The sequence below is a fragment of the Streptomyces lincolnensis genome (assembly GCF_021173675.1).
Lineage (GTDB): Bacteria > Actinomycetota > Actinomycetes > Streptomycetales > Streptomycetaceae > Streptomyces > Streptomyces lincolnensis_B.
In genome coordinates, this window is the sequence record NZ_JAIHON010000015.1 from 83,829 (window position 1) to 103,921 (window position 20,093).

Sequence of the window (20,093 nt, forward strand, 5' to 3'; positions counted from 1 at the left end):
TCGGGCCCCTCTGAGACACTGGGGGCGCGATGAGTGAGACAGCAGCCCCGCGGAGCGCGCCCCTGCGTGCCCGCGCCGAGATCGATCTGGCCGCCCTGCGCGCCAACGTGCGGACCCTGCGCGCCCATGCGCCGGGCGCGGCCGTGATGGCCGTGGTGAAGTCCGACGCGTACGGCCACGGGGCGGTTCAGTGCGCCCGCGCGGCGGTCGAGGCGGGGGCCGGCTGGCTCGGTACGGCGACGCCGGAGGAAGCGCTCGCGCTGCGGGCCGCCGGACTGACCGGGCGGATCATGTGCTGGCTCTGGACGCCCGGCGGACCGTGGCGGGAGGCGATCGAGGCCGATCTCGACGTCGGCGTGAGCGGGATGTGGGCGCTCCGCGAGGTGACCGCGGCGGCCGCGGCATCCGGCCGTACCGCGCGGGTGCAGCTCAAGGCCGACACCGGACTCGGGCGCAACGGCTGCCAGCCGGGGGAGGACTGGGCCGAACTGGTCGCCGAGGCGCTGCGTGCCGAGGCCGACGGGCTCGTCCGGGTCACCGGGATCTGGTCCCACTTCGCCTGCGCCGACGAACCCGGGCACCCCTCCATCGCCGCCCAGCTCGACCGCTTCCGGCAGGTGCTGGCCCACGCCGAGCGGGCGGGCGTCCGCCCCGAGGTGCGGCACATCGCCAACTCGCCCGCCACGCTCACGCTTCCCGAGTCCCACTTCGACCTCGTGCGGACCGGGATCGCGACGTACGGGATCTCGCCCAGCCCCGAACTGGGCAGCCCCGCCGACTTCGGGCTGCGCCCGGTGATGACGCTCTCGGCGTCCATCGCGCTGGTGAAGCACGTCCCCGGCGGCCACGGCGTCAGCTACGGCCATCACTACGTCACCCCGGGCGAGACCACCCTCGGCCTGGTGCCCGTCGGCTACGCGGACGGCATCCCGCGCCACGCCTCCGGCACCGGGCCGGTGCTGGTCGACGGCAAGTGGCGGACCGTGGCCGGGCGGGTGGCCATGGACCAGTTCGTGGTGGACCTCGGGGGCGACGAGCCCGCGACCGGTACGGAGGCCGTGCTCTTCGGGCCCGGCGACCGCGGTGAGCCCACCGCCGAGGACTGGGCGCAGGCGGCGGGGACGATCGCGTACGAAATCGTCACCCGGATCGGAACGCGCGTTCCCCGCGTCTATGTGAACGAGGGACGAGCGGGGTAACCGCACAGGGCACGCGGACCCGGCAAGCCCCGCACCATCCGTGAGCACAGGCACCACGGAGGGCACGGGCAGCACAAGCGTCACAGACTGCACAGGCATCACAGACAGCACAGGCATCATGGCGTCCCAGCGATGCCGAAGTCCGGCGAAGAGGAGCGGTACGTGAGCGAGAGCAGTGCGGAGGCCGTCGTGGACGCCGCCTCGGCGGCCGTCGCCTCCGCCGCGGAGGCGGGCGCCGGCTGGCGCAGGGCGACCGGGATCGCCGGTGCCGCGATAGGCGTGGTCGCCGCGGGCGCGGCCGCCGGTGTCGCCATAGAGCGGCTGACCGTCGGCCGCGGGATGCGCAAGAAGGCGCGGCTCGCGCTCGACTCCGCCGGACCGTACGGCGCGTTGCGTGGTACGCCCGGCAAGGCGTATGCCGACGACGGCACCGAGCTGTACTACGAGGTCGACGACGTCGAGCCGGAGGGCGGGCCCGCGCCCCGGCGGCGCCGTCTCTTCGGACGCAAGGCCCCCGCCCCGGTCACCGTCGTCTTCAGCCACGGCTACTGCCTCAGCCAGGACTCCTGGCACTTCCAGCGGGCGGCGCTCAGGGGCGTGGTGCGGACCGTGCACTGGGACCAGCGCAGCCACGGGCGGTCGCAGCGGGGCGTGGCCCAGGTGCGGGACCGGGAAGCGGTCACCATCGAGCAGCTGGGCCGCGACCTGAAGGCCGTCATCGACGCCGCCGTGCCGGACGGGCCGATCGTGCTGGTCGGGCACTCCATGGGCGGGATGACCGTGATGGCCCTGGCCGACCAGTACCCCGAGCTGATCCGCGACCGGGTGGTGGCGGTCGCGCTGATCGGTACGTCGTCGGGGCGGCTCGGCGAGGTGAACTTCGGGCTGCCCGTCGCCGGGGTCAACGCCGTACGGCGAGTGCTGCCCGGCGTACTGAAGGCGCTGGGGCAGCAGGCCGCCCTGGTGGAGAAGGGGCGGCGGGCCACCGCCGACCTGTTCACCGGGGTGATCAAGCGGTACTCCTTCGCCTCCCGGGACGTCGACCCGGCCGTGGCGCGGTTCGCCGAGCGGATGATCGAGGGCACCCCGATCGACGTGGTCGCCGAGTACTACCCGGCGTTCAGCGACCACGACAAGACCGCGGCGCTCGCCCACTTCGCCGGTCTGCCCGTGCTCGTGCTGGCCGGGGTGGGGGATCTCGTCACGCCCAGCGAGCACAGCGAGGCCATCGCCGACCTGCTCCCGGACGCCGAGCTGGTGCTCGTACCGGACGCCGGACACCTGGTCATGCTGGAACACCCGGAAGTGGTCACCGACCGTCTCGCCGACCTGCTCACCCGGGCGGGGGCCGTCCCCGCGGGAGCTACCGTTGGTGGCTATGGAAGCACCAGCAGCACCGCACAACCCGGCTGACATCGAGATCACCGTCAACTCTCCCGAACAGATGCGGGAGTTGGGCCGACGCCTGGCCAAGCTGCTGCGCTCCGGGGACCTCGTGATGCTCACCGGGGAACTCGGCGCCGGCAAGACGACACTGACCCGGGGGCTCGGCGAGGGGCTCGGGGTCCGGGGTGCCGTCACCTCCCCGACCTTCGTGATCGCCCGTGTGCACCCCTCCCTCGGGGAGGGCCCGCCCCTGGTCCACGTGGACGCGTACCGGCTGGGCGGCGGTCTCGACGAGATGGAGGACCTCGACCTCGACGTCTCGCTGCCCGAGTCGGTGATCGTCGTGGAGTGGGGCGAGGGCAAGGTCGAGGAGCTGACCGACGACCGGCTGGCGGTCGTCATCCACCGGGCCGTCGGTGATACGACCGACGAGGTGCGGCACGTGACGGTGACGGGTCTGGGCGGGCGCTGGGCGGCGGTGGATCTCAGCGTGCTGTCGGCCTGACCTCGGAGCCGGGGGCGGCTTCATGAATGTTCCGACAAGACGTCGGCAAAATATTGCATCCGACGACTCGCTCGTGGTCACATGGTATCCCGTCCGTAGTTAGGTCTACCTAACTACGCCCGCCCCCGAACTTCAGGAGGCGTCCATGTCGGCCACCGAGAAGGCGCAGCGGAACCCGGTCGTCGCCGGTGTGTCCATGCGTGACCTACTGGCGTCCTGCGCCGCCGCGAACGAGATCTCGACCCCGCCCCGCCTGCCGGACCCGCAGACCTCCCAGCGCCCCGCCGAGCACCGCAAAGCCGCCTAGAGGGCACTGAGAGGCCCTAGCGGATCACGACGACCTTCTCGCCGATCGTCGCGAACCGCCACATCGCGTCGCCGTCCGGGCGGGACTCGCGGATGCCGCCGGTGCGGGCGGTCGGGTCGGCGGCCGGGGCCGGGCCGTCCACCGCCGCGCTGAAGCCGATGGCCACGCCGTCCACGCCGGTGAAGCGGACGACGTGCTCGATGGGGGTGCCGTCGGTGCCGGTGACCGAGTTCGAGCGGGAGGTCACGCGGTAGGTGCCGGGGTTCGGGTCGACCGTGCCCGGGGTGACGGCGAAGGTACGCAGGACCTTGCCGTCCGCGCCGACCAGCCACACCCGGTCGTCGTCCAGCGCGTACACGACCCGTCGGCCGGTACCGGACGCGGCCGGCAGGGCGGCGGGGTTCCGCTGGTCGCGGGGGGCCTTCGAGGCGGCCGCGGACGGGGTGCCCGCCCGCGGGTCACCGAGGTCCGCCGGGACGCTCGCGGAGGCCTGGTAGGCGAGGACGCCGACCGCCGTCACGGCCGCCACGGTGAGCCCGGTCACGAATCCGGCGCTGCTGCTTGCCACCGTCCACCTCTGCCTCGTGTAGTGCCTTGCGCGGTACGTCCTGCTTTGCCGTGACGGTAGCAGCAGGTGACCGTCCCGCCCGGAGCTCCGACACGGGCGCCCGGCATCGGTCCCGGGGGCCCCGGGGTCCGTCCGAGGGCCGCCCGGGGGACGGCGTCCCCCGCGCCGCCTCGCGGTCGCGCCCGTGGCCCCCTCCCCGCCCACCCGCGCCGGTCGGGCACCCCTGGGCGCCCGTGACCGTGTCCGCCGGACGGGTCCCGGGCGCCGTAGGCTGTTTGCGTGCTCTTGCTCGCTCTGGATACCGCCACCCCCGCCGTCACCGTCGCGCTGCACGACGGCACGGACGTCATCGCCTCGTCGAGCCAGGTGGACGCGCGCCGGCACGGGGAACTGCTGCTGCCGGCCGTGGACCGGGTGCTCGCCGAGGCCGGTCTGCGACTGGACGCCGTCACCGGTGTCGTCGTCGGCACCGGCCCCGGCCCGTACACGGGCCTGCGCGTCGGCCTGATGACCGCCGACACCTTCGGGCTCGCGCTCGGTGTCCCCGTGTACGGCGTCTGCACGCTGGACGGCCTCGCCCACGCGGCCGACATCGACAAGGGGCCCTTCGTCGTGGCGACCGACGCCCGGCGCAAGGAGGTCTACTGGGCGCGCTACGCGGACTCCCGCACCCGGCTGACCGAGCCGGCCGTCGACCGGCCCGCCGACATCGCCGAGCGGGTGAAGGGGCTGCCGGCGGTCGGCGCGGGCGCGCTGCTGTACCCGGACACCTTCCCCGTCGCCCACGAGCCCGAGCACGTCTCGGCCGCCTCCCTCGCGGCCCTCGCCGCCGAGAGACTGGCCGCGGGCGAGGAACTGCCCGCCCCCCGGCCGCTGTACCTGCGCCGCCCCGACGCCCAGGTCCCCAAGAACTACAAGGTGGTCACGCCCAAGTGACCGACACCGTGACTCCTCGGCTGCGCGAGATGCGCTGGTGGGACATCGACCCCGTACTGGAGCTGGAGAAGGAGCTGTTTCCCGAGGACGCCTGGTCCCGGGGCATGTTCTGGTCGGAGCTCGCCCACTCCCGCGGGCCGGGCGCGACCCGGCGCTACCTCGTCGCAGAGGTGGGCGACCGGGTGGTGGGATACGCGGGACTGGCCTCCTCGGGTGCCTCCGGCGACCCCTCCTCCGAGGCCGAGGCCGGGGCAGCCGCCGCCGACGGTGACTCCACCGTCGGTGCCGACGTCCAGACGATCGCCGTCGCCCGCGACCACTGGGGCACCGGCCTCGGCGCGCGGCTGCTGACCGAACTGCTGCGGGCCGCGACCGAGTTCGACTGCGCCGAAGTGATGCTGGAGTGCCGGGTCGACAACGTCCGCGCGCAGAAGCTGTACGAGCGCTTCGGCTTCGAGGCCATCGGGTTCCGCCGCGGCTACTACCAGCCGGGCAACGTCGACGCCCTGGTGATGCGCCTCACCGACCCGGCCACCTCCGTGAACGCACAAGGAACCGAGATCAATGGCTGACCAACCCCTCGTCCTCGGCATCGAGACCTCCTGCGACGAGACCGGCGTCGGCATCGTGCACGGCACCACCCTGCTGGCCGACGCCGTCGCCTCCAGCGTCGACGAGCACGCCCGGTTCGGCGGTGTCGTGCCGGAGGTCGCCTCCCGGGCCCACCTGGAGGCGATGGTGCCGACCGTCGAACGCGCCCTGAAGGAGGCGGGGGTGAGCGCGAAGGACCTGGACGGCATCGCGGTCACCGCGGGCCCGGGCCTCGCCGGCGCCCTCCTCGTCGGCGTCTCCGCGGCCAAGGCGTACGCCTACGCCCTCGGCAAGCCGCTCTACGGCGTCAACCACCTCGCCTCCCACATCTGCGTCGACCAGCTGGAGCACGGCCCGCTGCCGGAGCCGACGATGGCGCTGCTGGTGTCCGGCGGCCACTCCTCGCTGCTGCTGTCCAGTGACATCACCTCCGACGTCCGGCCGATGGGCTCCACCATCGACGACGCGGCCGGCGAGGCCTTCGACAAGATCGCCCGCGTGCTGAACCTGGGCTTCCCCGGCGGCCCGGTCATCGACCGGTACGCGCGCGAGGGCGACCCGGAGGCGATCGCCTTCCCGCGCGGACTGACCGGGCCGCGCGACCCGGCGTACGACTTCTCCTTCTCGGGGCTGAAGACGGCCGTGGCCCGCTGGATCGAGGCGAAGCGGGGGGCGGGGGAGGAGGTGCCGGTGCGCGACGTGGCGGCCTCCTTCCAGGAGGCGGTCGTCGACGTGCTCACCCGCAAGGCCGTACGGGCCTGCAAGGACGAGGGCGTCGACCACCTGATGATCGGCGGCGGGGTGGCCGCCAACTCGCGTCTGCGGGTCCTGGCCCAGGAGCGCTGCGAGGCGGCCGGGATCCGGCTCAGGGTGCCGAGGCCCAAGCTGTGCACCGACAACGGCGCGATGGTGGCCGCCCTGGGCGCCGAGATGGTGGCGCGGAACCGGCGCGCCTCGGACTGGGACCTGTCGGCGGACTCCTCGCTGCCGGTGACCGACCCGCACGTGCCCGGCCACGACCATGTGCACGAGGTCAGCAAGGAGAACCTCTACCCGTGACGATCGCCCTGATGTGGGAGGCCCGGGCCCCTGAGGGCCGGGGCGAGGAACTGCTGGCGTGGGCGCGGCGGCAGCGGACCTCCCGGGTGCCGCTGCGCCGGGAGACCTTCCGGGGGCCGCAGGACCGGGTCCTCGTCATCACCTGGTGGGACGCGGACCTGGACGCCGAGCTGCCCGAACTCCCTGAGCCGGATGGGGAGTTGGTCACCCGGGCGGTGCATCGGTGGCGGTTCGAGGCGGTGGACCCGGACTGACCGGGGTGTAGTAGTACTCCGACGGGTCCCTGCCCTTGCGTCCCAGCCACAGCAGCACGCCGTACCGGCGCTCGTGGCGGGCGGCGACCGAGCCGCGGACCGACGGGTCGACCGCCCAGTACACCAGGCCCACGACCACGTACGGCTCCCACAGCAGGGACACGGGCAGCAGCACCGCCACGGGGGCGAGGGCGCCGATGACCGTCGACTTCCGCATCTGGGGCTGGAGCAGGGTCCACCGGTCCGTGGACCAGTGGTCGTAGGGGACGTGCCGCAGAGGCGCGGTCTCCAGTTCCGGGACCAGGCCGAGGACGGGGATCCGTGTCGCCCGCAGGGCGCAGAACAGCACCAGGACCCCGGTCACGATCCCGAGGACGTCCCACCAGTCCTCTCTCAGCGTCGATGGACCGCGGACGCCGAACGCCACTCCCGCCGTGACGATCAGCGCGAACCACGCGGCGATGGCCATCCTGAACTCGTGATGGACATACCGGATCATCGCACCCCCCGTGCGTCCGGTGCCGGGTCACGCCACGCCCGACACCTCCGTCTCGCAGCGCAGCCGACGGTCCGCGCCCACCTCCCGCACCGGTCCTGTGAGGGTGAGCCGGGCCGTGTGCCGCGCCTGTGCGCTGGACACCGCCAACCGTAGTTCCAGGGTGCCCGGTTCGACCACCCTGCGGCCGGAACGGTCGGTGAAGGCCGAAAGATCCGGATGGAAGCGGAAGGTCACCCTTCGGGCCTCGCCCGGCTCCAGCTCCAGCCGCCGGTAACCGATCAGGCGGACGTCCGGCCGGGTGACCGTGGCCACCGGGTCGTGCAGATAGAGCTGGACGACCTCGGCGCCCGCCCGCTCGCCCGTGTTGCGGACCGTGAGGGACAGGTCGTAGGAGCCGTCGGTGGTGATGTCCGGGGCGGTGCCGTCGAAGTCCGTCCAGGTGAACTCGGTGTAGGAGCGGCCGTGTCCGAAGGGGTACAGCGGGGTCGGGTCCAGGTTGCTGATGTCGACGCGCAGGCCCAGCGGGGGCTGGAGGTAGGTCCAGGGCTGGCCGCCGGGCAGCTGGGGGACGCTCACGGGCAGGCGCCCGGAGGGCGTGACGCGGCCCGACAGTACTCCCGCGACCGCCGGACCGCCCTCCTCCCCCGGGAAGAACGCCTGGACGACCGCGCCGAGGCGGCCGGCCCAGCGGCCCAGCGCGTAGGGACGGCCGGTGAGCAGGACCAGGACCACCGGGACGCCGGTCGCCACCAGGGTGTCCAGCAACTCGGCCTGGACGCCCGGCAGTCGCAGGTCGGTCGCGTCGCAGCCCTCGCCCGAGGTGCCGCGGCCGAACAGGCCCGCCCGGTCGCCGAGCACCGCCACGCACACGTCCGCCTCGGCGGTCCGCGCCACCGCCTCCTCGAAGCCGGCGGTGTCCGGGTCGGACACCCCGCAGCCCTCCGCGAACGTGACCTTGGCGTCGGGGAGTTCGGCCCGCAGCGCCTGAAGCACCGTCGGGATCTCGATGCCCTGCGCCACCTCGGGGTGGTGGGTGAGGACGTGCGAGGGGAAGGAGTAGCAGCCGAGCATCGCCAGGGAGTCGGCGGCACGCGGCCCGACCACCGCGATCCGGGTGTCCGGGGCCAGCGGGAGCAGCCCGTCCGGGTTGTCCAGCAGGACCACCGACTCCTCGGCCAGGCGGCGGGCCAGGGCGCGGTTCGCCGTCGAGTCCAGGTCGATGCGCTCGGCCGGCTCCGGGTCCCAGTCCTCGTCCAGCAGGCCCAGCGCGCACTTCTGGAGCAGGACGCGGCGGGCCGCCCGGTCGATCAGGGACTCGGGGACCTCGCCCGCCCGCACGGCCCGGAGCAGCGGAGTGCCGTAGTACTCCACGGTGGGCAGCTCGACGTCGAGGCCCGCGGTCAGCGCCGCGTGCGCCGCCTCGGCCTCGCTGCCCGCCACCCGGTGCTGGGTGTGCAGGAAGCGGACCCCGAAGTAGTCGGCGACCACCGTGCCGGTGAACTCCCACTCCTCGCGCAGGAGTCGGGTGAGCAGACCGGGGTCCGCGTGGGAGGGCACGCCGTCCGTCTCGGTGTACGCGGCCATCACCGAGCGGGCCCCGCCCTCGCGCAGCGCCAGCTCGAAGGGCGGCAGGGTGATGTCCGTGAGCTCCCGGACGCCGGCCCGTACGGGTGCCTGGTTGCGGGCGCCGGCCGAGGAGGCGTACCCGGCGAAGTGCTTCAGCGTGGCGACGATCCCGGTCGACTCCAGGCCCCGGACGTAGGCGGCGCCGATGGTGCCCACCAGGTACGGGTCCTCGCCGATCGTCTCCTCGACCCGCCCCCAGCGCAGATCGCGTACGACGTCCAGGACCGGGGCGAGTCCCTGGTGGACCCCGACCGAGCGCAGGTCCTGGCCGATCCGCCGGGCCATCTCCTCGACCAGGTCCGGGTCGAAGGTGGCGCCCCAGGCCAGCGGGACCGGGTAGGCCGTGGCCCGCCAGGCGGTGAAGCCGGCCAGGCACTCCTCGTGGGCCAGCGCCGGAATGCCGAAGCGGCCGGCCTCGACGATACGGCGCTGGGCGCGGGCCAGTGCCTGCGCGCCCAGCGCCGGGTCCACCGGGGCGGTGCCGAAGGGGCGGGTGAGCTGGCCGAGTCCGTGGGTGATCAGCTCGTCCCAGTCGTAATCGGCGGTCATCTCGCGCTGGAGGGGCGCGACTTCACCGCCCTCCGTGGTGGTGGCGCCCACCCACACGCCGTAGAGCTGGGCGGTCTTCTCCTCCAGGGTCATCCGGGAGAGGAGGTCGTCGACACGGGCGGCGGCGGGCAGGGCGGGGTCACGCCAGGGCGCGGTGGTCATGAAACTCCTGTCGGGGTGAGCCCTCTCGCGAATGTTTCGAGGCGTCATTCGAATGTTTTGGGAACCTAGGGCGGTAGGAAGGGTTCGTCAAGAGGTCGCGCAGGGATACGATCGCCGCCATGACACCCCCGGAGCCCGCAGAAACCCGGACGGCAGGCCGGTCCGCGCAGACCGCCACGCTGGCCGAGATCGCCCGCGAGGCCGGCGTTTCGGCGCCGACAGTTTCGAAGGTCCTCAACGGCCGTGCCGACGTCGCCCCCGCGACCCGCACCCGCGTGGAGGAACTGCTGCGCGCCCACGGCTACCGGCGACGGCGCGCCGAGGCCAGCCGCTCGCCCCTGATCGACCTGGTCTTCCACGAGCTGGAGAGCGCGTGGGCGATGGAGGTCATCCGGGGTGTGGAGAACGTCGCCCGGGACGCCGGGCTGAGCGTGGTGCTGAGCGAGAGCGCCGGGCGCCTCACCCCCGGGCGCACCTGGGCCGACCAGGTCGCCGCCCGCCGCCCGCACGGCGTGATCCTCGTGCTGTCCGGGCTCGACGAGTCCCAGCGCGCCCTCCTCAACAGCCGGTCCATCCCCTTCGTGGTGATGGACCCGGCCGGCGACCCGGGCGCCGACGTGCCCTCCATCGGTGCCACCAACTGGCAGGGCGGGCTCGCCGCCACCCGGCATCTGATCGAGCTCGGGCACCGCAGGATCGGCGCCATAAGCGGACCCTCGCGGATGATGTGCAGCCGGGCCCGGATCGACGGCTACCGGGCCGCGCTGGAGACCGCCGGGCTGCCCGTCGACCCCGAGCTGATCAGACCCGGCGACTTCCACCACGAGGCCGGCTACCGGCAGGGCCTGGAGCTGCTGCGGCGGCCCGACCGGCCCACCGCCGTCTTCGCCCTCAACGACCTCCAGGCGCTCGGGCTGTACGAGGCCGCGCGCGAGCTGGGCCTGAGGATCCCGGAGGACCTCAGCGTGGTCGGGTTCGACGACCTGCCGGTGGCGCGCTGGGTGGGGCCGCCGCTGACGACCGTGCGGCAGCCGCTGACCGAGATGGCCGAGGCGGCCGCGAAGCTGGTCCTCGACCTGGGGCGCGAACAGCAGCTTCCGGCGGCGACCCGGGTGGAGCTGGCGACGAGTCTGGTGGTGCGCAGCAGTACGGCCGCGGCCGGAAGCTGATGTATTGACGGGTGGGACGGGTGCGCCCACACTCCTCCGAAGTCAATCGGATGCACGGCCGAAACTTTCGGAGGCACCCGCACATGAGACTCCCGCACATCGGAACCCCGCGCAGGAGATCCCTGGGATCCCTGGGATCCCTGAGAGGCGGCTGGGCCCTGGCGGCCCTCGTCGCCTGCCTCGCCGCACTGGTCGGCGCCCCCTCCGCGCACGCCGCCGACCCCCCGCTGCGCGACCTCGCCGACGCCAAGGGCAAGGTCATCGGCACCGCGGTCACCGGCTCCAAGCTCACCGGGACCTACGGCGAGATCGCCGGGGCGCAGTTCAACTGGCTCACCCCGGGCAACGCCATGAAGTGGGGCTCGGTCGAGCCGACCCGGGGCAGCTTCGACTGGGCCGAGGCGGACCAGATCGTCGACTTCGCCGAGGCGCACGGCCAGGAGGTCCGCGGCCACACCCTGGTCTGGCACAGCCAGAACCCGAACTGGCTGGCGAACGGCACCTGGACGCCGGCCCAGCTGAGCCAGCTGATGAACGACCACATCGCCCTGGAGGTCGGCCGGTACAAGGGCCGTGTCGCCGCCTGGGACGTGGTCAACGAGCCGTTCAACGAGGACGGCAGCTACCGCCAGACCCTCTGGTACAACGGCCTCGGCGTCGACTACATCGCCCAGGCCCTGACCGCGGCCCGCGCCGCCGACCCGGCCGCCGAGCTGTACATCAACGACTACAACGTCGAGGGCGTCAACGCGAAGAGCACCGCCCTGTACAACCTGGTCCGGGACCTCAAGGCACGCGGCGTCCCGATCGACGGGGTCGGCCTCCAGGCGCACCTCATCCTCGGCCAGGTGCCCTCGACCATGCAGCAGAACATCCAGCGCTTCGCCGACCTGGGCCTGGACGTGGCGATCACCGAGCTGGACATCCGGATGCAACTCCCGGCGGACTCCGCCAAGCTGACCCAGCAGGCCGCCGACTACAAGGCCGTCATGAACGCCTGTCTCGCGGTCTCCCGCTGCACCGGTGCCACCGTCTGGGGCTTCACCGACTCCGACTCCTGGATCCCGGACACCTTCCCGGGCCAGGGCGCGGCGACGCCGTACGACGAGAACTACCAGCCGAAACCGGCGTACCGCGCGATCCACGAAGCCCTCGGCGGGACGACGACCCCGCCGACGGGCGCGTGCACCGCGGCCTACAGCGTGACCAGCCAGTGGGACACCGGGTTCACGGGGCAGGTGCGGATCGCCTGCTCGGGGGCCGCGCTGTCGTCCTGGAAGGCGGACTGGACCTTCGGCGCGGGCCAGCGGATCACCCAGGCGTGGAACGCGACCTGCACCCAGTCGGGGGCGACGGTCCGTTGCTCCAACGCCTCCTACAACGGGACGGTGCCCGACGGCGGTTCGGTGACGTTCGGGTTCAACGGCTCGTGGAGCGGGAGCAATCCGGTACCCATGGTCACCCTCGGATGACGTTCGGTAGCGGAATGATCCCTTCAAGCAGAGAAGTCTGAGAATTTCCGAAGAAAGGCCGGTCTGGCATCGCTGGCCGTAATAATTCGGACGTACGTTCCTGATCGTGACGGGAGACAACGCGAACGGGGACGACGGCAGACGAGCGGGCCGGCGGTCGACCGTACTGAAGGCCGCCGGCCTCACCCTCGCCGGGGCCCTGGTACTCGGCATCGCCGCGGCGGGCTGGGCCTACTGGCACCTCAACAGCAACATCAAGAGCGTCGACATCGACAGCGCGCTCGGCGACAACCGTCCGCCGAAGGCGATGACGACACCGACGCCGTCCGGCACCGCGTCCGCCTCCCCGCTGCCCACCGGCTCCCTGAACATCCTGGTGCTGGGCTCGGACTCGCGCAGCGGCAAGGAGAACCAGGAGCTCGGCGGCGGCGACAGCGAGGGTGCCCGCTCCGACACGGCGATGGTGGTCCACCTCGACGCCGGCCGGACCGCGGCGACCGTGGTCAGCATCCCGCGCGACACCCTCGTCACCCGCCCGTCCTGCCCGACGCCCTCCGGGGGCAGCACGAGGCAGACCTACGGCGCGATGTTCAACAGCGCCTACTCGGTGGGCGGGGCCGTGTGCGCGGTCAAGACCGTCGAGTCGATCACCGATGTCCGGATGGACCACTACATCGAGATCGACTTCGCGGGCTTCGCCAAGCTCGTCGACGCGCTCGGCGGGGTCACCGTCACCACGGACCAGGACATCGACGACGTCGACAGCCACCTGAAGCTGCCCGCCGGCACGCACGAACTGAACGGCACCCAGGCCCTCGCCCTGGCCCGCACCCGGCACGGCATAGGCGACGGCAGCGACCTCGGCCGCATAGGCCTCCAGCAGAAGCTGGTGAAGGCCCTGCTGGAGCGGATCTCCGCGACGAACCTGCTCTCCGACCCCACCGAGCTGTACTCCGTCGCCGACGCGATCACCACCAGCCTCACCACCGACACCGGACTCGACTCGCTGAGCGAGCTGATGGAACTGGGCGAGTCGCTGCGCGGGCTGTCGGCGGACGAGGTGACGACGGTGACGATGCCGGTGGTACCGGCGCCGTGGAACGCCAACCGGGTGGTGGCGGACGAGCCGGAGGCGAGCGAGCTGTGGAAGTCGCTGCGCTGAACGCGGACCGACGGTTACAACCATCGGGCGCCCCACGCTGTCTGTTGCGGTGACCGCATTGCCGTAACCAGGGGGATTCTCGGTGTCCATGTCACGTTCGTACACAGTCTGGTCCGTACCGGTGATCGCCGGAGTGCTCGCGCTCGGAGGTGTCCCCGCCTTGGCGGGCGGCGCTGCGGCGGCCGCCCCGAAGTCCGTCCAGGACGACTTCAACGGCGACGGCCACCAGGACCTCGCCGTCGCCGCCCCGATCGCCACGGTCGGCGGCAAGAAGGGGGCGGGCTACGTCGCCGTCATGTACGGCGGCCCGCACGGCCTGACCAAGGACCGCCGGACCGTCATCAGCCGCTCCACCAGCGGCATCCCGGGCGGCCCCGCCGCGGGCGAGAACTTCGGCCTCCAGCTGTCCACGGGGGACCTGGACGGCGACGGGCGCACCGACCTGATCGTCGGACAGGCCTCCCCGACCCGGGACGCGGTCGTCGTCTGGGGCGGCAAGAGCGGTCTGTCCGGCGGGGTGTCCGTGCCCGCGGCGACCACCCAGGCCGGTGACTTCGACGGCGACGGCAGGCAGGACCTGGTCCTGTTCCGCGGCGGCCGCTCCCCGGGCGACGACCCGCTCGGCACCGAGGCCACCGTCTGGCGGGGCCCGGTGTCCCGGGCCGGGAAGCCGGCCGGCACGAAGGCCTTCGGCGCGACCGACCTCAAGTACGACGACGTGGTGTACGCCGCTGCCGGGGACGTCAACGGCGACGGCCGCGACGACCTCGCGCTGACCGACTACGTCGGCGAGGGCGCCTTCACCTCCCGCTTCTACCTGGCCACCTCCTCCGGACCCTCCGGGGACGCCTTCACCCGCTACGAGGCCCCCGAGGGCGACGGCCAGGTGGCCTTCGGCGACATCAACCGCGACGGCTACGACGACGTCGTCCGGGGCGCAACGAACTACTCCACCGTCACCGTGGCCCTCGGCTCCGCCTCCGGTCTGAGGCCGAGGTCCACCTGGAAGACGTACAGCCAGAACACCGCCGGAGTCCCCGGCGGCAAGGAGGCCGAGGACCTCTTCGGCGCCGCGGTGGCGGCCGGTGACATCAACGGCGACGGCTACGACGACGTGGCCGTGGGCGCGCCCGGTGAGGAGCTCGGCCACGACGACGGGGCGGGCATGGTCACCGTCCTGTACGGCGGCCGCGACGGACTGACCGGCAAGGGCGCCCAGGGCTTCACCCAGGACACCAAGGGCGTCCCCGGGGCCGTGGAGGCGAGCGACAACTTCGGCGGCTCGGTCGGCCTCCTCGACGTCAACCGCAACGGTTACGCGGACCTCGCGGCGGCGGCGCCCCGCGAGAACATGGAGGAAGGCGCGAGCACCGGTGAAGGCGCGGTCTGGTCGCTGCGCGGGCGTCCGACGGGCATCGTGACGGACGCGGCGTTCACCTTCGGCCCCCGGACGGTCGGGGCGCCGGTCGCGCATGCGTGGTTCGGCGGGGCGCTGTCGTAGCAGGCCGGTAGCACAGGCCGGAGCCACAGGCCGGGCCCGGAAAAATCTCCGAAGAAATCCGCGGGGCCTGTCGATCCCGGCCTCGCCCGATCGACGCACTGGTGGGAGGCCGGAAAGGACCGGCCCCGCAGCGACCGAGGAGTCACCATGCCGCGTTACCTGTCGATGGTCCGGATCGACGAGCAGACCGCCCCCGCCGAGGGCCCCAGCGACGCCCTGATGCAGCGGATGGGCGAGCTGATCGAGGAGATGACGAAGGCCGGGGTACTGCTCGACACGGCCGGGCTGACGCCGACCGCGCAGGGGGCCCGGGTGCGCTGGGAGAACGGTGAGCTGTCGGTCACCGACGGGCCCTTCACCGAGGCCAAGGAGGTCGTCGGCGGCTACGCGATCGTGCAGGCCAAGGACATGGCCGAGGCGGTCGAGTGGACCAAGCGCTTCCTGAAGGTGCACGAGGAGCACTGGACGGTCACCTGCGAGGTCCGGGAGATCGTGGAGGGCTGAGGGCCCGTGTCCCGTCCTCCGGGCCCGCGGACCGGTTCGCCTTCCTTGGCCGGACGGCCGTAACGGTGTCGAATGGAGGGCTGTGACCACCTCACAGCCCTCCCGCACCGATGCCCGCACCTCCGTCGAGACCGTCTTCCGCATGGAGTCGCCCCGCATCATCGCCGGCGTCACCCGTGTCGTCCGGGACGTCGGCATCGCCGAGGAACTCGCGCAGGACGCGCTGGTCGCCGCCCTGGAGCAGTGGCCGCGCGACGGCGTCCCCGACAACCCGGGCGCCTGGCTGATGGCCACCGCCCGGCACCGGGCCGTGGACCTGGTCCGCCGCCGCGAGAACTACGCCCGCAAGCTCGCCGAGATCGGCCGGGACCTGTCGACGGTGGCCCCGGCGGAGGAGCCCGCCGATCCCGAGGACATCGACGACGACCTGCTCAGGCTGGTCTTCACCACCTGCCACCCGGTGCTGTCCGCCGAGGCCCGCACCGCCCTCACCCTGCGTCTGCTCGGCGGCCTGACCACCCCGGAGATCGCCCGCGCCTTCCTCGTCCCGGAGGCGACGGTCGCCCAGCGCATCGTGCGCGCCAAGCGGACCCTCGCCACGAGGAACATCGCCTTCGAGGTGCCCTACGGCCCCGACCGCGAGGCCCGGCTCGGATCCGTCCTGGACGTCATCTACCTGATCTTCAACGAGGGGTACGCGGCCACCGCCGGCGACGACTGGCTGCGCCCCTCCCTCTGCGAGGACGGCCTGCGCCTGGCCCGTGTGCTCTCCGCCCTGATGCCCAAGGAACCCGAAGTGCACGGCCTCACGGCCCTGTTGGAGTTCCAGACCGCCCGCACGGCCGCCCGCACCGGCCCGCGCGGCGAACCGGTCCTCCTCAAGGACCAGAACCGCAGCCGCTGGAACCGCATGCTCATCGCCCGCGGGATCAAGGCCCTGTCCCGCGCCGACGCCACGGCCACCGGCGCCCCCGGCCCCTACGCCCTCCAGGCCGCCATCGCCGCCTGCCACGCGCACGCGTACTCCTACGAGGAGACCGACTGGCGGGCCATCGCCACCCTCTACGGTCTGCTCGCCGCCCGCGCCCCCTCCCCGGTCGTCGAACTCAACCGCGCGGTCGCCGTCTCGATGGCCTCCGGACCCGAACCGGCACTGGAGATCGTCGACGCCCTGACCGCCGAACCCGCCCTGCGCGACTACCACTTGCTGCCGAGCGTCCGCGGGGACCTGCTGCTGCGGCTCGGCCGTACGGCGGAGGCCCGCGCGGAGTTCGAGCGGGCCGCCTCGCTGACACGGAACGAACGGGAGCGGGAGCTGTTGCTGAGGCGGGCGGCGGAGGCGTCCTGACGGCTCAGTCACACAGGGTGCCCCAACAACATCGTCGGTGCCCCCGCCACCCGCGTCAGGAACACCGTCACCGCGTTCGACCCCTGCGGCCTGGGCAGCGCCTTGCGCCGCAGTTCCTCCGGCTCCACCGCCGACCCGCGCTTCTTCACGGTCAGGATCCCGACTTCCCGCTCCCGCAGCAGGGCCTTCAACTTCTTGACGTTGAAGGGGAGTCGGTCGGTGATCTCGTACGCGGAGGCGTACGGCGTCGGCCGCAGCGCGTCGGAGGTGACGTAGGCGATCGTCGGGTCGACCAGCCCGCCGTCCAGCTCCTCGGCGACCTCGGCGACCAGATGGGCCCGGATGACGGCGCCGTCGGGCTCGTACAGGTACCGCCCGACGGACCGGACCTCGGGGTCGGGCAGCCCCCGGCCGAGCAGCGAGCGCGGCCCCGGCAGCAGGGTCGCCCTGACGGTCCCCGGCGCGGTCGCCCCGGTGCCGAACCACAGCACCGCCTCCTTCACGTCCCCGCCGTCCGAGATCCACTCGGCCTCGGCTTCGGAGGGCACGGCCTCGTGGGGGATCCCGGGGGCGACCTTCAGGGCCGCGTGCGGGGCCCTGCGGGCGGCCTCCACGGCCCAGGACAACGGCGGTGAGTACGCCTCGGGATCGAAGATCCGGCCCCGCCCGCCCCGCCTGGCCGGATCGACGAACACGGCGTCGTACGCGCTCGTGTCCACGTCCGTGACGTCCGCCTCCCGCACCTCGACCAGGCCGGCGAGCCCGAGCGCGTCGGCGTTCGCCCGCGCCGCGGCGGCGGTGAGCGGGTCCCGGTCCACCGCCAGCACCCGGATCCCGGCCCGCGCCAGCGCGATCGCGTCACCGCCGATCCCGCAGCACAGGTCGGCGACGGAGGTGACCCCCAGCTCGCGCAGGCGCCGCGCCCGGTACGCCGCCACGCTCGCCCGGGTCGACTGCTCGACCCCGTTCGGCGTGAAGAACATCCGCCCGGCGTCCTCGGCCCCGAACTTCGCCGCCGCCCGCTGCCGCAGCCGCGCCTGGCCGAGCGCCGCCGACACCAGCTCGGCGGGGTGCTCGCGCCGCAGCCGGGTGGCGACGGCGAGCTCGTCGGCGGGGGCGGTGCCGCGCACTTCGTCGAGGAGGGCACGGCCCTCGGGGGTGAGGAGGGGAGCGAGGTCGTTCACCGGGTCATTGTGGGCCAGTCGGTGGATGGTCCGCCTCCGGCGGCGGTGTCATCCGGGGTTCGAGGGGGCCGGCTGCGAGGATCCGGCTCCATGCGAGTAGTAGTACAAAATGACAAACCCCGGGCGAATGGCACGATCCGCGCCCGAGCGAGCCGCGCCCGCACGAGCCGTGTTCGAACGAACCACGTCCGTGGCGCGCTCGCCGTCCTCACCCTCGCCGCCCTCGCCTCCGGCTGCGCCCAGGACGGTTCCACCGGCGTACGCCCGGCCGCCGGCCAGGAGCGGCTGAAGGCGCCCCCGGCCCGCGCCCTCGACCACTACGCCGCCAAGCTCCGCGCCACCCACCGGGCCAAGGTGGCGGCGGCCAGGAGGTGGGGCCTGAAGACGGTGCCCCTGACCCCGCCGGCGCCTCCGGCCGCCAAGCCGCGGATCACCACCCGCAAGGGCTTCGAGGTGGACGGCCACGCCGGCCTCCCCCCGGTCTTCACCACCGTCCCCACCCGGCAGAAGGTCGTCTTCCTCACCATCGACGACGGCGCCGAGAAGGACCCCGCGTTCCTGCGGATGATGAGCGAGCTGAAGGTCCCGTACACCGCCTTCCTCAGCGACTACCTGGTCAAGGAGGACTACGGCTACTTCAAGAAGATGCGGGACACCGGGGTCGTACTGAACAACCACACCCTCCGCCACCCCTACCTGCCGGGACTGTCCTACAGCCGCCAGAAGCGCGAGATCTGCGGCATGCAGGACGTCATCGAGAAGCGCTACGGCAAGCGCCCCGCGCTCTTCCGCCCGCCCTTCGGCAACTACAACGAGGACACCCTGCGCGCCGCCAGGGCCTGCGGCATCCGGTACGCGCCCCTGTGGAACGAGGAGGTCTTCGTCGACCGCTGGGAGTACCGCGAGTGGGACCGCAGGATCCGTCCCGGCGACATCGTCCTCAGTCACTTCCGGGGCCGGGACGACTGGAAGGGCACGATGCCGGACATGATCCGCCGGTTCCTGGACAAGGTCACGGCCGAGGGGTACGCCGTGGCCCGCCTGGAGGACTACCTGTGAGGCGCCGGCGGGCGACGCCGGGTGCCGCCCTGGCGACGGCGGCTGCCCTGGCGGCCGCCCTGCTGCTGGGCGCCTGCACCAGGCCCGTCCACCCGGTCGATCCCGCCCACCCCGCCCACCCCGTCGATCCCGTCGAGCGCCCGGGCGGACAGGCCCCCCAGCGCGGGGGCTCGCACGGCGCCCCGCCCGCCGAGCAGCCGCCGCACCGCCGCTGGGGCCTCAAGACCCCCCTGCGCCCCGCCCCGAAACCGGTGTCCCGCCCCACCCTGGGCGCCCTGCCCGTGGTCGCCCGCGTGCCCACCTCCGACCCGGTCGTCTTCCTGACCTACGACGACGGCGCCGAGCGTGATCCCCGGTTCGTCGCGATGGTCCGCGAACTGCGCCTGCCGGTCACCATGTTCCTCACGGACAGCGTCGTCGGCCCGGGCTACGCCCACTTCGCCCGCCTGCGCTCGGTCGGCGCGAGCATCCAGAACCACACCCTCGACCACCCCGCCCTGCGCGGTCTGCCGTACGCCGGCCAGCGCGCCGAGATCTGCGGCCAGCAGGACAAACTCCGCGCCCGCTTCGGCATCCGCCCCCACCTCCTCCGCCCGCCTTACGGCACCTACGACCCGACGACCCTGCGCGCCGCCTCCGACTGCGGCCTCGCCGCCCTCGTCCTGTGGCGCGCGTCCCTGGAGACCGGCCGCGTGACCTTCACCGAGGGTGAGAAACACCTGCGCCCCGGAGACATCGTCTCGATCACCTCGGGGGAGGCGGCGGCCCGGACCCTGGTGGACCGCACGACCCACCTGCTGCGAGAGATCCAGGGGGCGGGCCTGACGGTGGGGCGCCTGGAGGACTACATCTAGTCCCCGCCGAGGCCATCTCAGCCCGTCCGGCGTTTGAGGACGAGGCCCCTTCAGGGCCGACAGCGGGGGCCCGGGGGCGGCAGCCCCCGGACGGCACCCGTCCCCACGGTCACGGAAAACACCCGCGCCGCGCCGCAGGCAATTGGCACTCCGCTTGACCGAGTGCTAATCACGGTCATAGTCTCGGCTCTGGCACTCG

General features: G+C 73.0%; 20 protein-coding genes. 16 read left to right on the forward strand and 4 right to left on the reverse strand.

The window, feature by feature from the left end:
* Window positions 1–29 precede the first annotated feature (29 nt).
* The 4 genes from alr to K4B79_RS37405 all read left to right on the forward strand — a co-directional run bounded on the left by alr (window position 30) and on the right by K4B79_RS37405 (window position 3,397).
* A complete protein-coding gene (gene alr / locus K4B79_RS37390; protein WP_232031859.1) occupies window positions 30–1,199 on the forward strand; it encodes an alanine racemase in 1,170 nt (389 codons plus the stop codon).
* A 162-nt stretch (window positions 1,200–1,361) separates the two neighbouring features.
* A complete protein-coding gene (locus K4B79_RS37395; protein ID WP_232031860.1) occupies window positions 1,362–2,612 on the forward strand; it encodes an alpha/beta fold hydrolase in 1,251 nt (416 codons plus the stop codon).
* Window positions 2,578–3,090 carry a tRNA (adenosine(37)-N6)-threonylcarbamoyltransferase complex ATPase subunit type 1 TsaE gene (tsaE, locus tag K4B79_RS37400; RefSeq protein WP_232031861.1) on the forward strand — a complete coding sequence of 171 codons (513 nt, stop codon included), beginning with the start codon at window positions 2,578–2,580 and terminating at the stop codon, window positions 3,088–3,090. The genes K4B79_RS37395 and tsaE overlap by 35 nt, the downstream gene beginning before the upstream one ends.
* Before the next feature lie 145 nt (window positions 3,091–3,235).
* Complete coding sequence (locus K4B79_RS37405) at window positions 3,236–3,397, forward strand: hypothetical protein (protein WP_232031862.1); 162 nt, start codon at window positions 3,236–3,238, stop codon at window positions 3,395–3,397.
* Between the two features lie 16 nt (window positions 3,398–3,413).
* On the opposite strand, the gene K4B79_RS37410 is transcribed toward K4B79_RS37405, so the two are convergent.
* Window positions 3,414–3,965, reverse strand: a complete 552-nt coding sequence (locus K4B79_RS37410) for a hypothetical protein (RefSeq protein WP_232031863.1) — start codon at window positions 3,963–3,965, stop codon at window positions 3,414–3,416.
* Window positions 3,966–4,244: 279 nt separating this feature from the next.
* Between K4B79_RS37410 and tsaB the strand changes: the two genes are divergently transcribed.
* The 4 genes from tsaB to K4B79_RS37430 are packed head-to-tail and all read left to right on the forward strand — an operon-like array spanning window position 4,245 to window position 6,805.
* The gene (gene tsaB, locus K4B79_RS37415) at window positions 4,245–4,901 is read left to right on the forward strand and encodes a tRNA (adenosine(37)-N6)-threonylcarbamoyltransferase complex dimerization subunit type 1 TsaB (RefSeq protein ID WP_232031864.1); all 657 of its coding nucleotides are present in this window, start codon (window positions 4,245–4,247) and stop codon (window positions 4,899–4,901) included.
* Window positions 4,898–5,473, forward strand: a complete 576-nt coding sequence (locus tag K4B79_RS37420) for a GNAT family N-acetyltransferase (RefSeq protein ID WP_232031865.1) — start codon at window positions 4,898–4,900, stop codon at window positions 5,471–5,473. The genes tsaB and K4B79_RS37420 overlap by 4 nt, the downstream gene beginning before the upstream one ends.
* Window positions 5,466–6,551, forward strand: coding sequence for a tRNA (adenosine(37)-N6)-threonylcarbamoyltransferase complex transferase subunit TsaD (tsaD, locus tag K4B79_RS37425; protein WP_232031866.1), 1,086 nt, complete (start codon window positions 5,466–5,468; stop codon window positions 6,549–6,551). The genes K4B79_RS37420 and tsaD overlap by 8 nt, the downstream gene beginning before the upstream one ends.
* On the forward strand, window positions 6,548–6,805 hold the full coding sequence (locus K4B79_RS37430; RefSeq protein WP_232031867.1) for a hypothetical protein: 258 nt from the start codon (window positions 6,548–6,550) through the stop codon (window positions 6,803–6,805). Before tsaD ends, K4B79_RS37430 begins: the two co-directional genes overlap by 4 nt.
* Here the strand turns inward: K4B79_RS37430 and K4B79_RS37435 are convergent.
* Window positions 6,756–7,274 carry a hypothetical protein gene (locus K4B79_RS37435; RefSeq protein WP_232031868.1) on the reverse strand — a complete coding sequence of 173 codons (519 nt, stop codon included), beginning with the start codon at window positions 7,272–7,274 and terminating at the stop codon, window positions 6,756–6,758. The genes K4B79_RS37430 and K4B79_RS37435 overlap by 50 nt on opposite strands.
* A gap of 57 nt (window positions 7,275–7,331) precedes the next feature.
* Window positions 7,332–9,641, reverse strand: coding sequence for a beta-xylosidase/alpha-l-arabinosidase (locus K4B79_RS37440; RefSeq protein WP_232031869.1), 2,310 nt, complete (start codon window positions 9,639–9,641; stop codon window positions 7,332–7,334).
* Between the two features lie 119 nt (window positions 9,642–9,760).
* Here K4B79_RS37440 and K4B79_RS37445 point away from each other — a divergent pair, with 119 nt between their 5' ends.
* The 6 genes from K4B79_RS37445 (at window position 9,761) to K4B79_RS37470 (ending at window position 16,797) form a co-directional block, all read left to right on the forward strand.
* The gene (locus K4B79_RS37445) at window positions 9,761–10,810 is read left to right on the forward strand and encodes a LacI family DNA-binding transcriptional regulator (RefSeq protein WP_232031870.1); all 1,050 of its coding nucleotides are present in this window, start codon (window positions 9,761–9,763) and stop codon (window positions 10,808–10,810) included.
* 83 nt (window positions 10,811–10,893) lie between these two features.
* Complete coding sequence (locus K4B79_RS37450; RefSeq protein WP_374208559.1) at window positions 10,894–12,282, forward strand: endo-1,4-beta-xylanase; 1,389 nt, start codon at window positions 10,894–10,896, stop codon at window positions 12,280–12,282.
* Window positions 12,283–12,388: 106 nt separating this feature from the next.
* A complete protein-coding gene (locus tag K4B79_RS37455; RefSeq protein ID WP_232031871.1) occupies window positions 12,389–13,444 on the forward strand; it encodes an LCP family protein in 1,056 nt (351 codons plus the stop codon).
* An 88-nt stretch (window positions 13,445–13,532) separates the two neighbouring features.
* Entirely contained in the window at window positions 13,533–14,945 is a 1,413-nt protein-coding gene (locus tag K4B79_RS37460; RefSeq protein ID WP_232031872.1) for an FG-GAP and VCBS repeat-containing protein, read from the forward strand.
* A gap of 147 nt (window positions 14,946–15,092) precedes the next feature.
* Window positions 15,093–15,449, forward strand: a complete 357-nt coding sequence (locus K4B79_RS37465; protein WP_232031873.1) for a YciI family protein — start codon at window positions 15,093–15,095, stop codon at window positions 15,447–15,449.
* An 82-nt stretch (window positions 15,450–15,531) separates the two neighbouring features.
* Window positions 15,532–16,797 (forward strand): RNA polymerase sigma factor, encoded by a 1,266-nt coding sequence (locus K4B79_RS37470; protein WP_232031874.1) that lies wholly within the window; start codon window positions 15,532–15,534, stop codon window positions 16,795–16,797.
* A gap of 8 nt (window positions 16,798–16,805) precedes the next feature.
* Here the strand turns inward: K4B79_RS37470 and K4B79_RS37475 are convergent, their stop codons facing one another.
* Window positions 16,806–17,981, reverse strand: a complete 1,176-nt coding sequence (locus K4B79_RS37475) for a class I SAM-dependent methyltransferase (protein ID WP_232031875.1) — start codon at window positions 17,979–17,981, stop codon at window positions 16,806–16,808.
* Between the two features lie 90 nt (window positions 17,982–18,071).
* On the opposite strand from K4B79_RS37475, the gene K4B79_RS37480 reads away from it, so the two are divergent.
* Together K4B79_RS37480 and K4B79_RS37485 are read left to right on the forward strand one after the other, a co-directional pair.
* On the forward strand, window positions 18,072–19,040 hold the full coding sequence (locus K4B79_RS37480) for a polysaccharide deacetylase family protein (RefSeq protein ID WP_232031876.1): 969 nt from the start codon (window positions 18,072–18,074) through the stop codon (window positions 19,038–19,040).
* Window positions 19,037–19,894: a polysaccharide deacetylase family protein gene (locus K4B79_RS37485; protein WP_374208560.1), complete on the forward strand. Its 858-nt coding sequence runs from the start codon at window positions 19,037–19,039 to the stop codon at window positions 19,892–19,894. Before K4B79_RS37480 ends, K4B79_RS37485 begins: the two co-directional genes overlap by 4 nt.
* Window positions 19,895–20,093 lie beyond the last annotated feature (199 nt).

Excerpts from the sequence above, each read along its gene's own strand:
- alr (WP_232031859.1), top strand. The coding sequence starts at position 30 with ATGAGTGAGACAGCAGCCCCGCGGAGCGCGCCCCTGCGTGCCCGCGCC.
- tsaE (WP_232031861.1), top strand. The coding sequence starts at position 2,578 with ATGGAAGCACCAGCAGCACCGCACAACCCGGCTGACATCGAGATCACC.
- K4B79_RS37405 (WP_232031862.1), top strand. The coding sequence starts at position 3,236 with ATGTCGGCCACCGAGAAGGCGCAGCGGAACCCGGTCGTCGCCGGTGTG.
- tsaD (WP_232031866.1), top strand. The coding sequence starts at position 5,466 with ATGGCTGACCAACCCCTCGTCCTCGGCATCGAGACCTCCTGCGACGAG.
- K4B79_RS37435 (WP_232031868.1), bottom strand. The coding sequence starts at position 7,274 with ATGGCCATCGCCGCGTGGTTCGCGCTGATCGTCACGGCGGGAGTGGCG.
- K4B79_RS37440 (WP_232031869.1), bottom strand. The coding sequence starts at position 9,641 with ATGACCACCGCGCCCTGGCGTGACCCCGCCCTGCCCGCCGCCGCCCGT.
- K4B79_RS37445 (WP_232031870.1), top strand. The coding sequence starts at position 9,761 with ATGACACCCCCGGAGCCCGCAGAAACCCGGACGGCAGGCCGGTCCGCG.
- K4B79_RS37450 (WP_374208559.1), top strand. The coding sequence starts at position 10,894 with ATGAGACTCCCGCACATCGGAACCCCGCGCAGGAGATCCCTGGGATCC.
- K4B79_RS37460 (WP_232031872.1), top strand. The coding sequence starts at position 13,533 with ATGTCACGTTCGTACACAGTCTGGTCCGTACCGGTGATCGCCGGAGTG.
- K4B79_RS37465 (WP_232031873.1), top strand. The coding sequence starts at position 15,093 with ATGCCGCGTTACCTGTCGATGGTCCGGATCGACGAGCAGACCGCCCCC.
- K4B79_RS37480 (WP_232031876.1), top strand. The coding sequence starts at position 18,072 with ATGCGAGTAGTAGTACAAAATGACAAACCCCGGGCGAATGGCACGATC.